The organism is Agrobacterium tumefaciens, from assembly GCA_025559845.1.
Lineage (GTDB): Bacteria > Pseudomonadota > Alphaproteobacteria > Rhizobiales > Rhizobiaceae > Agrobacterium.
This window is the reverse complement of the sequence record CP048469.1, coordinates 465953-479872: the sequence shown is the minus strand read 5'-3', so window position 1 is coordinate 479872 and position 13920 is coordinate 465953. Positions and strand designations below refer to the sequence as shown.

Sequence of the window (13920 nt, the reverse complement as noted above, 5' to 3'; positions counted from 1 at the left end):
GACATGGCGCGTCACATCGATATCGAACACCAGCGGGAGACAGCACTCAAAGAAGCTGTCGCAGAACTTTCCCTCGGCATGCCCATCGCACTGCCCACGGAAACAGTCTACGGCCTTGCCGCCGATGCCACCAATCCCGCCGCGATTGCACGAATTTATGAGACCAAGGGGCGACCGCAATTCAACCCACTGATCTGCCACATGGCCGACATTGCCATGGCCGAACGTTACGCAATCTTCGACGTCACGTCCCGCAAACTCGCCGAAGCCTTCTGGCCAGGACCGCTGACGCTGGTTCTGCCACTGAAACAGGAAAGCGGCATCCACTCTCTGGCAACCGCCGGTCTCGATACGGTCGGCGTGCGTGTACCGCAGGGTTTTGCCGGTGACCTGATACGCCATTTCGACAGACCTCTGGCGGCTCCAAGCGCCAACAGTTCCGGCAAGATCAGCCCGACAAGTGCAGCACATGTCGAAGCCGATCTTGGTAGCAAGATCAATCTCATTCTCGATGGCGGCGCGGCTGCCGTCGGTGTCGAATCCACGATTGTCAAAGTGGAGGCGGATGGCCGGATCAGGCTGCTTCGTCCCGGAGGCGTCGTTACCGAGGACATCGAACGTGTCGCCGGAGCCGAACTTGAGCGCCACGAGCAAGCGTCCGCAGCGATCGAGGCGCCCGGTATGCTTGCATCCCACTACGCCCCAGGGGCAGCCGTCAGGCTCGGCGCATTATCCGTCACCCCAGACGAGGCGCTGATCCGTTTCGGAGGCCATGCCGTCAATGGCGAGGATAAGGCGCGGATCGTCCTTGACCTCAGCCCGTCCGGCGATCTGGCCGAAGCGGCGGCCAATCTTTTCGACTATCTGAAAGCGGCCGATGCAAGTGGCGCTGACAGCATTGCCGTTACGACCATTCCCAACAACGGTCTTGGTGAGGCGATCAATGACCGCCTTTCACGGGCCGCCGCCCCCAGACCATAACCCTCCCCAGCCACCAATCCCAAAGAGACGCCAATGACCGCTTCTGCCCTCTCCAATGCCGTCCTCGACCGTTTCATCGCCATTGTCGGAGAAAAGAACGCAATCCGCGACGAAGCGGAAATGGCGCCGCGTCTTGTAGAAAACCGAGGCCTTTATCACGGTACGTCGCCGCTCCTATTGAAGCCGGGCTCGACGGAGGAAGTGGCCGCCATCATGAAGCTGGCGAGCGAGACAGGTACGCCAATCGTCCCGCAAACCGGCAACACGGGACTGGTCGGCGGACAGACACCGCGAGAAGACGGAACCGACATCATCCTGTCTCTTGAGCGGATGAACCGTATTCGCGACATCGATCCGGTTGCCAATGTCATCGTCGCCGATGCCGGCTGCATTCTGGAGGAAATCCACAAAGCCGCCGAAAAGGTCAACCGCATCTTCCCGCTCTCGCTTGGCTCGCAAGGGTCGTGCCGGATCGGGGGCAATCTGGCGACCAATGCCGGCGGCACGGCGGTTCTGGCTTACGGCAACATGCGCAACCTCTGCCTCGGGCTGGAGGTCGTTTTGCCGACCGGTGAAATCTGGAATGGCCTTCGTCGGTTGAAGAAAGACAACACAGGCTACGATCTGCGCGATCTGTTCATCGGATCGGAAGGTACGCTCGGTGTTATCACTGGTGCGGTTCTCAGGCTTTTCCCCACACCGCTCGGTCATCAGGTGGCTTTTGCCGGCCTGCAGTCCACCGAAGACGCGCTCAAGCTTTTCGAAATGGCGTCCAATCTGTGCGGCACGGCCCTGACCGGTTTTGAGTTGATGCCGCGCATTGGCGTGGAATTTACTGCCAAACATATTCCCGGCGTTCGCGATCCGCTGGAAAGCGCCCATGAATGGTACACGCTGATTGATATTTCCACCTCGGATTCGGCCGATACGGCGGAGACGATGATGCAGACGCTGCTTGAGCAGGGTTTTGAGGCCGGACTGGTTCAGGATGCGGTGATTGCATCATCCGAGGCCCAAAGACAGGCCTTGTGGCACATGCGCGAAAGCATGTCGGATGCGCAAAAACCCGAAGGTGGATCGATCAAGCACGATGTTTCCGTGCCGGTTTCCAAAATCCCTGACTTCATGACGACAGCCGGAGAGGCTGTCATGGCAGCCATACCAGGAGCACGCATCTGCGCTTTTGGTCATCTCGGTGATGGCAACATTCACTACAACATTTCTCAGCCGGTTGGTGCTGACAAGGCCGAGTTCCTCAACCGCTGGCATGAGATGAACGAAATCGTTCACGGCATCGTTCTGTCGCTGAATGGCTCGATCTCGGCAGAACATGGTATCGGACAATTGAAGCGTGATGAACTTGCTTCGATCCGTCCCGGCATCGAAATGGATCTGATGCGGCGCATCAAGTTCGCGTTCGATCCGGCAGGCATCATGAACCCCGGTAAGGTTCTGGCCGCCAGGTAAGCGGCCAAAACCGGATTATTGCCTGGCTTACCGGCCTCTCAGGGTGGCAACCGCGAGCAGCGTGTCGGCGCTGATACCGACCGAACCGCCACTGAATAGCGTCAGGATCGGATCGCTGGTATTCTGTTCGCTGTCGTACATGACGGTGAAGCGGGAAATCAGTTTCTTGACCTGATCCGGGTCCTGGAAGTCCTCGATGTCGAAGTATTTCTTCATCATCGTGACCTGCGTATCCACGTCTGCATTCGCCATCTCGTCGGGAATGCCGAAGGTGGTGTTTACAAATTCCTGAAGCGCGGTGTCCGCCAGGATCGAATAATAGGACGTGGTATCGGCGGCAATGCGCTGGAAATAAAGCGCCAGTCGCACACCGGCATTGTCTTCACCCGCCTGCGTTTCGAGCGTCTGCTGCAGGTAGTTGTCGAGCGTCTCGTAAAGTCCGCGGCGCGTCTGGATCGAACTGCGGTCCTCACGCAACAGGTTGCCCTCAGTATCGAAGTTGAAGGCTGTCACAAGACGGCGGAAGACCGGGTCCATTTCCTTGTTGAGATAGCTGTCCGGATCATCGAGATCGGACGTGAACATCTTTTCCAGTTGTTCTTTCGTCACGCTTTCAGGATCGATGCCAAGCGATTCCATCGCCAGCTTCGTCAGCCGGTCATTTGCGAGGAACTCATCGAGCGTTTTAATTTTCTGCATTTCAGCAGTGAAATATTCCGTCTCTTTTGTCGCCGCTGTCTTGTCCGCTTCCGTCCCGAAAGTGGACTTCTTCGTGATATAGTCGGCGGACATGGTCTGCATTTCAATCTGGGACTGAGCCATCACCGGAGAGCCGACAGTCCCATCCGATTTGAAATTGAAGAGTTCCGCCAGCTTTACATAACGCTCGTCCTTGAGCGTATAGACATAACTTTTCTTGTCCTGCAGATCGCTTGTCAGCACCTTGCGGATGTCGGCAGGCCGGACCGTATCGGGGTCAAGACCAACGGCCTTGAGGGCGTAATCGTAAACAGCGCTGCTGTTGAGGAAATCCTTGACCGAGGTCACGCTCGCAATGTCGCTCTTGAACAGGTTGAGAGCCTTTACGTCCGCCTCATCGTCCTTGTCGTTATAATGGACCATATAGCCGTTGGTGGTGGCTGCCGTCTGCGTCACAGACTGGGGAACATCGCCTGCGGTGAGCGTGCCATCCGTCTGGAAATTGAAGGCGTTCCTGAGCGCAAGGTAGCGCTCGTCATTCTTGCCGATCTTCGCGATGTAATTGTCTGGATCACTCAGGTCGCTCGTCAGAATGTTTTTGATCGTGGCCGTAACGATCGTCATATCGTTGAGATCGAAAGCCGTCCTGATGTAGGCCAACATCCTGGTGTCCGCGACAAGCTCATCAACCGAGGTGATCGAGCCGATCTTGGATTCGAAGTAGTCACGGTTCAGCGTGGCGACTGTGGGCGTCACACGCGGCGCGCTGGTCAGATAGGTATCCACCAAGCTGGTGAGGTTTTCAGCGGTCTGCGCGCCACCCGCAGCAACCGTGCCGTCATTGTTGAATTCGAAGGCCTCAGCGAGCTTCGCCATATTGTTGTATTGCGTGACGATGCTATTCAGCTTTGACTGTTCCGCCTTGATTGCAGCAAGCGTCGTCTCCCATTCGTCCTGCGGCGGCAGGACTGATTCGAGCTGGGTTAGCTGATCCTGACGGGTGGTTTTCTCTTCCTCAAGCGCGGCCCGCTCTTCGGTCGTCAACGTCGCGTCCTGCAACTCCGTATCGATTGCTTCAATTCGGGACGTCACCTGGGCATGCAGTTCAATGTTGCTCTTGGTGGTCAATTTTGTGACGGCATCCGAATAGGCAGCATCGTATTTCTGATTGAGATAGCTGTCGGGATCATCGACGTCGCTCGTCATCAGACCCTTGATATGAGAGTAAGAATAGGTCGCTTCGTCGATATCAAAAACCTGGAAGACGTAAGCGCGAAGTCTGTCGTTGCGTAGGACCTGGTCGACATTCGTCACCGTTCCCATCATCGACTTGTAATAACGTGTCTCCTCGGAAAGGCTGTTGTCCAGATCCGAAATCGATGTGTCGTATAGGCCGATCAGCTTGTCCAGCTGCGCATCGGACTGCACGGAAGCCGTCGATTGCGTAAAGTTGAAAGCGGCAGCAAAGTCCCGGTAACGCTCATCGGTCAACTTGTTTGCGAAGCTGTTGTCGTCGTTCAGATCGCTTTCCAGAACCTTTTTCATGAAGGCCTTGGCATAGGTCATTTCGCCCAGACCGAATGCATCCATGGCGTAGGAATACAGCTGGTAGTCATCGAGAAACTCATCGACACTTGTGACCTTGCCGATGTTTTCCTTGTAGTAATTCGTCTGCCGTTCGATCATCGCCTGCTGCGACACGCGTGAAAGACTCGCCTTCATATCGCGATTGATAAGGTCGTAGCTGAGATAGGTCGATACCATCGAAAAACTCCAGAAAGTGCTGCATGCGCAAGGCAAGCCCGATGGCACCATGCAGGCTTCGCCTTGCCCGTAGCTTGATCCAGTCCTGCGCGCGGAAAAAGCCGCATTGTCTAGATTTGCTTTACCCGTTCGAAACCATGCCTTGGTGCGTTTTGCTAACCATTTGGGAATGCAAAGTTTTCTTAACCGCGATTTTTAAGCAGTCTCGAACAGCGGCGGTCTATCTTGACCATATCAGAGGACGAAAAAGTCCCGATGAGAAGACCGGAAACCGGCTCTCAGGTAAAACAAGGGTAGAATAAACATGACCAAGACCGTTCTTAAGCCCGACTGGGCCGTCGCCACACTGAGAGTCGATCCCGCGCGGTTTCCGCAACAGGTCACCTATGGCAAGGGACAAGGCTCGGCCGATGTCGCTGTAACGCTCGATGAGCGCGGCGCGGTCATGCGCAAGACGCTTTCCTCCAGTGGCCTGCCACTGTCTTTCGCCCTACCGGCCCGCGCATTCAAGGGCGTTGCCGCCCGCGCCATCGACCATGGCAACGGTCAAGTTACAGTCACGCTGGAACTTCACCACGACGATCCCGATCTGTGCATCCCCTTGCTGGTGGCGCACGACCTCTGCGATATCGCTGCCGATTGGCGCAGCTGGTCGGAAGCCTATCGTATTCCCATGCTGATGGTTGAAGCCGATGGCGTTGCCCGTCCGCTGGAAGAACATCTTGGCAAGGTCCGGACGAAAAACGCCCGTCCCCGTCGCCGCCACTCCTACTTTGCAGAGCGTCGCCCACGCTTCCTCGTACGCCGCTCGACCGGATCGCTCGGCATGCGCATGAAGATCGAGGGCAAGGAAATCATCGCCCGCAACTAAGCTCCAGTTTCCAGGAGGACAAAAGCCCGGCGCGGATAACGCGGCCGGGCTTTTTGTTTGGGCAATAGGATTGCGTGTCAGGCCAGAAGAAGCGGCAGGACAAGGCCGGCAAAAACCAGCGCGCCGACGCGATTGTTGGATTTGAACAGCGACAGGCACTGTGCCACGTTGTCGATATCCAGTACCCATACCTGTCGGAACAACATCAGCGCAGCGACGGCAAGTCCGCTGAAAGCGAGGATGTTAACGCCGGCCATCCAGAACGACAAAAAGAGGCAGACAAGGGCTGTGCCATAAAGAAAGACCAGCCAGCCATGTGTCCTGTCCCCGAACAACAACGCCGTTGAGCCGATGCCGACAGCGGTGTCGTCTTCCTTGTCCTGATGCGCATAAATTGTGTCATAACCGATCGTCCAGACAATGGCGCCGACATAAAGCAGCACAGGCGGCCAGTCGAGCGAGGCGAATTGTCCGGCCCACCCCATCAACGCACCCCAACTGAACGCCAGACCAAGGAAGAATTGCGGCCAGTTGGTGAAGCGCTTGGCGAAGGGGTAAATCATCACGAAGACGAGGGAAAACAGGCCTGCAGCAATGGCGAATCTGTTGAACTGAAGGAGCACACCCAGCCCCGCCAGCGCCTGCAGCACGATGAAGACCTTGGCCTGCATCCGGCTGACCCGGCCTGATGGCAAAGGCCTCGAACGGGTACGCGCCACAGCCATATCGATCTTGTGGTCGACCAGATCATTGTAGGTGCAGCCAGCCCCGCGCATCGCGACCGAACCGATGAAGAACAGGGCGAGATGATAAAGCAACGTGCCCCAGGAAAAGGTTCCGGTCTGCGCCGCAACATTGGCCGCGAGCGCGGCTGACCAGAAGCATGGCCACATCAGAAGTTGCCAGCCGATGGGACGATCCCACCGTGCCAATTGCGCATAGGGCCAGAGGGTTCGCGGCAAGATCCGGTAAACCCAATTGTTGGATGGCGCGTCCGAAACGCGGCCTGACAAATCGCTGTGATGAACCATGGATCGGTTCTACAGCATCGGCCCGAAAAGCGGAATCTTTTTCAGATGCAGCAGAGCCCGAACAATGGTGTGCTAGGCGGAAAAAGAAAGGCTCCGCAGCGCTGAACGCTGCGGAGCCTTTTGAATAACAATGATGTCGTCGGATCAGGGCAGCGAGAAGCCGAACTTGTAGCTTGCCTGAACACCAACGATGAACTGATTGCGCGACCCGCGCTCGCTGACCAACGTGCTGTCAGCAGCATCGCCGGTCAAACGACGATATTCGGCAAAGGAGCCGACCTCGGCATTCTCTGTGACCTTCCAGGTGATTGCCGCACCGACACCAACGGAATGCAGACCGCCATTTGGGCTGTAAGGCGAAGGCGCACCGGCTGCCGTCTGTTCGGCGGTGACGCCGTAATACCGCTCATTGTACTTCTTGCTGACCCAAGTTGCGCGCGGACCGGCAGAAATCTGGATGCCGGGCGCGAGATCAGTGAAGACGTCGGCAGAAAGGTCGGCAACGACGCCACTGTGGCTGCGGATACCCTGACGCGCTTCGCCGCGGATGCGCAGCCAGTCTGTCGGATAGGCTTCGGCGAAACCGCCAAGCTCACCGCCGCGCTTGATCCGCCGCATGCCCTTGAGATCGGCAGAGTCGCCATCATCACGCGGCGAGATCAGACGTCCGGCAAGACCTGCGCTGATCGGCCCGTTGTCCAGCAGCGAAATCGACGCGCTGTCGTTGCGAGAGGTGAAACGTGCTCCCTGCCCGGCGCGGCCGAGAGAGATGATCGGCGAAAAACCGAATTCGTTCTTGTTATCGCCCTGATACTTCGGCGCCGTAAATCCGGCACCGCCGAGTTTCAGATACCAGTCACCGGAAAACCAGCCTTCGGCTTGGGCATTGCCGACGGCAAAAAACGATAGAACACAAGCGGCGACGGCCACTGATGGCTTGAACATGGAAAGGTCCCCAGAAACGCAATACAGACAGGAGACCCGCAGAATTAGAGGGATTCTGTTTCCATTCCATTAACCAGCACGAAAAAGCTCGCCTCGTGCCTTGCCTTCTCAGAACGTGACCTTTTCCAGCGGCGGTCGTTTTTTTTCAAATTCGAGCAGCCTTGCTTCGTTGGCCTGGATGTAATCGCGGCTGTGCGGCACGGCATCGCGCGACTTCGCAAGCTGGATCTGGAAAATGTGAAAGTTCTCATGGCTGAAAGCCATTTCCGAGCCAGCGAGATAAAACTCCCACATCCGGAAAAAGCGTTCGTCGTAGAGAGAAATTGCCTCCTCCCTGCGCGCGACGAAACGTTCCCGCCAGTGCCTGAGTGTATGGGCATAGTGCATGGGCAGGATTTCGATATCTTTCACCAGCAATCGCGCCTTTTCAATCGCCGGCAACACCTCAGCCAGCGACGGAATATATCCGCCGGGGAAAATGTACTTCTCGATGAAGGGATTCGTCGCCAGACCCGGATACGGCTGACCGATGGAATGCAGCACCATCACGCCATCGTCGTCCAGCACTTCCGCAACCTTGTCGAAATAGTCGCGATAATGGGTCGGCCCGACGTGTTCGAACATGCCCACCGAAACGATACGATCAAACTTCTTCGATGCCGGCAGATAACGGTAATCCTGCAATTCGAAGCGAACCTTGTCTGCAAGACCGCGCTTTTGCGCCCTGTCTCGCGACACGCGCAATTGCTCTTCGCTGAGCGTAATACCAGTGACGTCTGCACCTGCGCTTTCGGCGATATACATGGCCATGCCGCCCCAGCCGGAGCCGATCTCCAGCACCTTCTGACCGGGTTCGGTCATCAACTTGGCTGCAATGTGCCGCTTCTTGGCGCGCTGCGCCTCTTCAAGACTGATCCCCGACGGATTGAAATAGGCGCAGGAATATTGCCAGTCCTCGTCCAGAAACAAATCGAAAAGCTTGGCCGACAGGTCGTAGTGATGGGAGACATTGCTCCTGTTGTGGTTGACCGGCAAGTGCATCTTGACACGCGATGCGATGATGCGGGCAACACCGCGCCAGATCATGCCGAAGGACAACGCCTCGCTCAATGTGTTGCTTTTGACCAGTGCCAGGAAGTCGTAGATATCGCCTTGCGCGACCGTCATTCGCCCTTCCATGAAAACTTCCGCGAGTTTCAAGGCGGGATCGGCGGCAATCTCCTGGGTTGCGGCCTCATCGGAGAAGTTCAGGATGACCTTTCGTCCTGAACCGTCGCCGTAGCTGTAACTTCCGGTCGGCGAGGTTACGAGGAGATCGCCGATCTTGATAATCTTTTCAAGCAGAGCATGCAGAGACAACGCCATGACACCCCCAATTGCTAAGTCTCGCTTATCAATTTTTCCTGACCGTATTCCTTTCATCGAGACTTTCAAGATAGTTGTTTTTCAAAAAAATTGAACGATTTCATAAGAAAATGCCCCCGCCGCAGAAAACGGCGAGGGCATTTCATTCCATCAACATTTCAACCTTGAGTTATCGGCGCTTCATCGCCTCTGCCAGGGCAGCCGCCAAAGCGCCGCCGGATTGCGACCCTTCGTTGCGCCCCTGTGGCTTGGCGTTGGCATGTCGCATCGCGTTCGCATTGCCCTTCTCACGCATCGGCTGGGGGGCGGCCTCGCCGCCGTCCTTGCGCATGGTAAGGCCGATGCGCTTACGCTTCACATCCACTTCAACGACTCGCACCTTGACCACGTCACCCGCCTTAACCACCTCATGCGGGTCCTTCACGAAACGATCGGCCAGTTGCGAAACGTGGACAAGCCCGTCCTGGTGCACACCGATATCGACGAAGGCCCCAAAGGCGGCAACGTTCGTGACCGTACCTTCCAGCAACATGCCCGGCTTGAGGTCAGTGATTTCGTCCACGCCTTCAGCAAAGGTTGCCGTCTTGAAGCTTGGACGCGGGTCACGGCCAGGCTTTTCCAGTTCGGCAATGATGTCCTTGACCGTCGGCAGACCAAATTGCTCGTCGATGAACTGCTTCGGATCGAGCGCCTTCAAGGTGGCACTGTCCCCCATCAGCGTGCGCAGGTCGCGGCCGCAGGCCGCAACAATCTTCTTGGCCACACCATAAGCTTCAGGGTGAACGGACGACGCATCCAGAGGCTCCTTGCCATTCGGGATACGCAGGAAGCCCGCGCATTGTTCGAAGGTGCGCTGGCCGAGACGCGGAACCTTCAAAAGCTCCTTGCGGCTGGAGAAAGGCCCGACCTGATCGCGGTGCAGGACAATGGCATCGGCAATCGACGCACCAAGACCGGACACCCGCGACAACAAAGGCGCAGACGCGGTGTTAAGATCGACGCCGACGGCGTTCACGGCATCTTCTACCACCGCATCGAGCGAACGGGACAGCTTGCCCTGATCGACATCGTGCTGATACTGGCCGACACCGATGGATTTGGGCTCGATCTTGACGAGTTCCGCCAATGGGTCCTGCAGACGACGTGCGATGGAGACGGCACCACGCAACGATACATCAAGGTTGGGGAACTCGTTCGCGGCGCGTTCCGATGCCGAATAGACCGAAGCTCCAGCCTCCGACACGATGACCTTGGTTGGCTTTGGCCCGGTCAGTTGCGCCAGCATATCCGCCACCAGCTTTTCCGTCTCACGGCTACCGGTGCCATTGCCGATGGCAATCAGTTCAACGCCATGTTTACGGATAAGACTTGCGAGCTCCGCCTGCGTGCCCCGAATATCGTTCTTCGGCGGAAAGGGGTAAACCGTCGTGGTGTCTAGCAATTTGCCGGTGCCATCCACGATCGCCACCTTGACGCCGGTGCGAATGCCCGGATCGAGACCCATCGTTGCGCGCGAGCCGGCAGGTGCAGCCAGCAACAAATCCTTGAGGTTGCGCGCGAAGACGTGGATTGCTTCTTCTTCTGCGCGTTCACGCAACTCGCGCATCAGATCGAGCGACAGCGACATGGAAAGCTTCACGCGCCAGGTCCAGCCGGCCACGTCCATCAGCCAGGCATCGGCCGGACCTGCATTGCGAATATCGAAGCTGCTGGCAATGGTGCGCTGCGCGGGCTTGACCGGTGAAGGATCGTCCGCATCGACATCGATGGTCAAGGTCAGCACTTCCTCGTTCCAACCGCGCAGCATGGCAAGCGCGCGATGGCCGGGAGCTGTCGCCCATTTTTCATTATGCTCGAAGTAATCGGAAAATTTCTCGCCAGCCGCCTGTTTGCCATCGACCACCTTGGCGCGCAGCATGGCGCCCTGGCGCATATAGTCGCGCAGGCGTTTCAACAGATCGGCATTTTCCGTCATCGCTTCAGCGACGATATCGCGAGCTCCCTCAAGTGCCGCCTTCACATCGGCGACCTCGCCCTGAACATAACTTTCCGCCAGCTTGGACGGATCGGCTCCACGGTTGTCCCAAATGGCCTGAGCCAAGGGGCCAAGACCGCGTTCGCGGGCAATTTCGGCACGGGTGCGGCGCTTCGGCTTGTAGGGAAGGTAGAGGTCTTCCAGTTCAGCCTTGGTGGCTGCCTGCATGATCTTCACCATCAACTCGTCCGTCATCTTGCCCTGACCGTTGATGGATTCAACGATTGAGCTGCGGCGCGCATTGAGTTCACGCAGGTAAGAAAGGCGTTCCGCCAGGACACGAAGCTGCGTGTCATCCAGGCCACCCGTCACTTCCTTGCGGTAACGGGCGATGAAGGGAACCGTCGCCCCCTCGTCCAGCAATCCTATCGCCGCCTTCACCTGCTCGGCGCGAGCGTTGATTTCGGAGGCAATCAATGTGGAAAGGCGGGCATTGTCTGCGGACATGTTCTTCTCTGGACTGTTTGAAATCGGGCTGAACATAGAGGCTGATTGTGGCATGACAACATGCCATGACGGCGATTCCACAGGAAAGGCAGGCATTCGCGTCCGCTTTACGCTTGACCTTTGATGCCCCTGCCCTTAACGCCGCAGAAACGAGATTACAGGGGTATTGACTATGAAAGTTCTGTTGATCGGTTCTGGCGGACGCGAACATGCGCTTGCATGGAAAATCACCCAATCTCCCCTGCTCGAAAAGTTTTACGCCGCACCGGGCAACCCTGGCATTGCCGACCATGCGACACTTGTTTCGCTTGATGTCGAAGATCACGCCGCCATCATCGCCTTCGCAAAAGAAAAGGCACTGGATTTCGTCGTGGTTGGCCCCGAGGCGCCGCTCGTCGCCGGCCTCGCGGACGATCTGCGCGCAGCGGGAATTGCCACCTTCGGCCCTTCAAAGGCTGCAGCACAGCTGGAAGGCTCCAAGGGATTCACCAAGGACCTCTGCGCCCGCTACGACATCCCGACCGGCGCGTACCAGCGCTTCAAGTCCGCAGAGCCGGCCAAGGCCTATGTGCGTGAACAGGGAGCACCCATCGTCATCAAGGCTGACGGCCTGGCGGCAGGCAAGGGTGTGACTGTTGCCATGAACGAGGCGGAAGCTCTTGCCGCCATCGACGATTGTTTTGACGGCGCCTTCGGCTCCGCCGGTGCTGAAGTCGTTGTTGAAGCTTTTCTGGACGGCGAAGAGGCAAGCTTCTTCTGCCTTTCCGACGGCAAAACGGCGCTCGCGCTTGCCACCGCGCAGGATCACAAACGTGTCGGTGACGGCGACACCGGCCCCAACACCGGCGGCATGGGCGCTTACTCCCCTGCCCCCGTGATGACGCCTGCCATGGTGGAACGCACCATGAAGGAAATCATCGAGCCAACAATCAAGGGTATGGCAAAAGACGGCCATCCTTTCTCCGGCGTCTTCTTTGCGGGCCTGATGATTACCCAAAAGGGTCCGGAGCTGATCGAGTACAACGTGCGTTTCGGCGATCCCGAATGCCAGGTGCTGATGATGCGCTTGAAAAGCGATCTGTTACCGATCCTGTACGCCACAGCGACGGGCACGCTTGATCAGGTGACGGCAGAATGGCGAGACGACGCCGCGCTGACTGTCGTTCTCGCATCGAAGGGCTATCCCGGTTCCTATGACAAGAATACGCCGATCGCGCATATTCCGGATGCAAGCGCCGACGCCAAGGTGTTCCATGCCGGCACGGCGTTAAAAGACGGCAAGCTGGTTGCAACTGGTGGACGCGTTCTCAACGCCACTGCTTTTGGCAAGACCGTGACGGAAGCACAGACGCGCGCCTATGCGCTTGTGGACGATGTGAAATGGGACAACGGTTTTTGCCGTCGCGATATTGGCTGGCAGGCCGTAGCACGCGAAAAAGCCTGAACCGCTTCACGCGTTTGGCCATTCGTTCAATTTTTACCAAGTTTACTGACCGGATGGAAACGAAACTCCGATAAAGTCTCGGAAGGCATATGGCGGCTTCGACCGCCTGAACTTCGGGGGCTTTTCCATGCATCGTGCTCTTGTGACAGCGATCATAGCGCTGACCAGCGGGTCGGCAATGGCATCGTCCATCGAATATGTCGATGGCGCGCAGGTCAGCAACGGCAGCTTCACGCCCATGAAATGCGTCAGTTGCCCACCGTTGAAAGAGCGCACCAGGCCTGACACCTACGCCATCCCGTCGATTGCGCCAGGAACGCAGCAGACTGAAATGCGCGAAATTAACGGCCACAAGGAAATGATCCGTACCGAGGCATGGCTTGGCGGAGCACCCGTGACATTCGTAACAAAAAATCCCGCCTGGCTGCCGCTGGAGGATGCTGGCACTGCAATCGCAGGCCATGGGAGTGCAGCGCCCGCCACCAGCGCGCCAGAGACCGCCGCCACCGGACCTGTCGGCATTGATGCATCGGCAACGACCGGCGCCATCAAAGCGGGTGTCGCTTCAGGCGGTACAGATTTCTCGGATTTCAAACTGCGCACAGAGTGAGCGATTTCACAAAAGGCGGGCATTGATAAAACGCAAGACTGCTTCCGCCTAAACCGCACTACCGAGAGTAGCATTAAATAGTATATTTTTCTATTTCTCACACCCATTTTGCGCGAATGCGCGTGGAATGACGTGATGATTAAATATTTATTCAAATTTCTGGCCGCTATGTAGAAGCGTTGTGCGATGCAGCACATCATGAAGGCCTGAAATACGCTCCCGCCATTCAGTCCGCTCAGCAAGCGCATCACGCGCCATTTC

Annotated in this window: 10 protein-coding genes; 5 read left to right on the top strand and 5 right to left on the bottom strand. The window is 57.2% G+C overall.

Annotated elements, in window-relative coordinates:
• Positions 1 to 3 precede the first annotated feature (3 nt).
• Both FY156_02280 and FY156_02275 read left to right on the top strand, forming a co-directional pair.
• The gene (locus FY156_02280; protein ID UXS00401.1) at positions 4 to 981 is read left to right on the top strand and encodes a threonylcarbamoyl-AMP synthase; all 978 of its coding nucleotides are present in this window, start codon (positions 4 to 6) and stop codon (positions 979 to 981) included.
• Between the two features lie 33 nt (positions 982 to 1014).
• The gene (locus tag FY156_02275) at positions 1015 to 2448 is read left to right on the top strand and encodes an FAD-binding oxidoreductase (GenBank protein ID UXS00400.1); all 1434 of its coding nucleotides are present in this window, start codon (positions 1015 to 1017) and stop codon (positions 2446 to 2448) included.
• Positions 2449 to 2475: 27 nt separating this feature from the next.
• Here the strand turns inward: FY156_02275 and FY156_02270 are convergent, their stop codons facing one another.
• On the bottom strand, positions 2476 to 4911 hold the full coding sequence (locus tag FY156_02270; GenBank protein ID UXS00399.1) for a DUF1217 domain-containing protein: 2436 nt from the start codon (positions 4909 to 4911) through the stop codon (positions 2476 to 2478).
• A gap of 304 nt (positions 4912 to 5215) precedes the next feature.
• Between FY156_02270 and FY156_02265 the strand changes: the two genes are divergently transcribed.
• Positions 5216 to 5782: a hypothetical protein gene (locus tag FY156_02265; protein ID UXS00398.1), complete on the top strand. Its 567-nt coding sequence runs from the start codon at positions 5216 to 5218 to the stop codon at positions 5780 to 5782.
• A 77-nt stretch (positions 5783 to 5859) separates the two neighbouring features.
• Here FY156_02265 and FY156_02260 read toward each other — a convergent pair whose 3' ends face one another.
• The 4 genes from FY156_02260 to FY156_02245 all read right to left on the bottom strand — a co-directional run bounded on the left by FY156_02260 (position 5860) and on the right by FY156_02245 (position 11605).
• Complete coding sequence (locus tag FY156_02260; GenBank protein ID UXS00397.1) at positions 5860 to 6813, bottom strand: 4-hydroxybenzoate octaprenyltransferase; 954 nt, start codon at positions 6811 to 6813, stop codon at positions 5860 to 5862.
• Between the two features lie 144 nt (positions 6814 to 6957).
• Positions 6958 to 7758, bottom strand: a complete 801-nt coding sequence (locus FY156_02255) for a MipA/OmpV family protein (protein ID UXS00396.1) — start codon at positions 7756 to 7758, stop codon at positions 6958 to 6960.
• Positions 7759 to 7866: 108 nt separating this feature from the next.
• A complete protein-coding gene (locus FY156_02250; GenBank protein ID UXS00395.1) occupies positions 7867 to 9123 on the bottom strand; it encodes a class I SAM-dependent methyltransferase in 1257 nt (418 codons plus the stop codon).
• Between the two features lie 169 nt (positions 9124 to 9292).
• Positions 9293 to 11605, bottom strand: coding sequence for an RNA-binding transcriptional accessory protein (locus FY156_02245; GenBank protein UXS00394.1), 2313 nt, complete (start codon positions 11603 to 11605; stop codon positions 9293 to 9295).
• Positions 11606 to 11777: 172 nt separating this feature from the next.
• On the opposite strand from FY156_02245, the gene purD reads away from it, so the two are divergent.
• Complete coding sequence (purD, locus tag FY156_02240) at positions 11778 to 13049, top strand: phosphoribosylamine--glycine ligase (protein ID UXS00393.1); 1272 nt, start codon at positions 11778 to 11780, stop codon at positions 13047 to 13049.
• Between the two features lie 127 nt (positions 13050 to 13176).
• The gene (locus tag FY156_02235) at positions 13177 to 13659 is read left to right on the top strand and encodes a hypothetical protein (GenBank protein UXS00392.1); all 483 of its coding nucleotides are present in this window, start codon (positions 13177 to 13179) and stop codon (positions 13657 to 13659) included.
• Positions 13660 to 13920 lie beyond the last annotated feature (261 nt).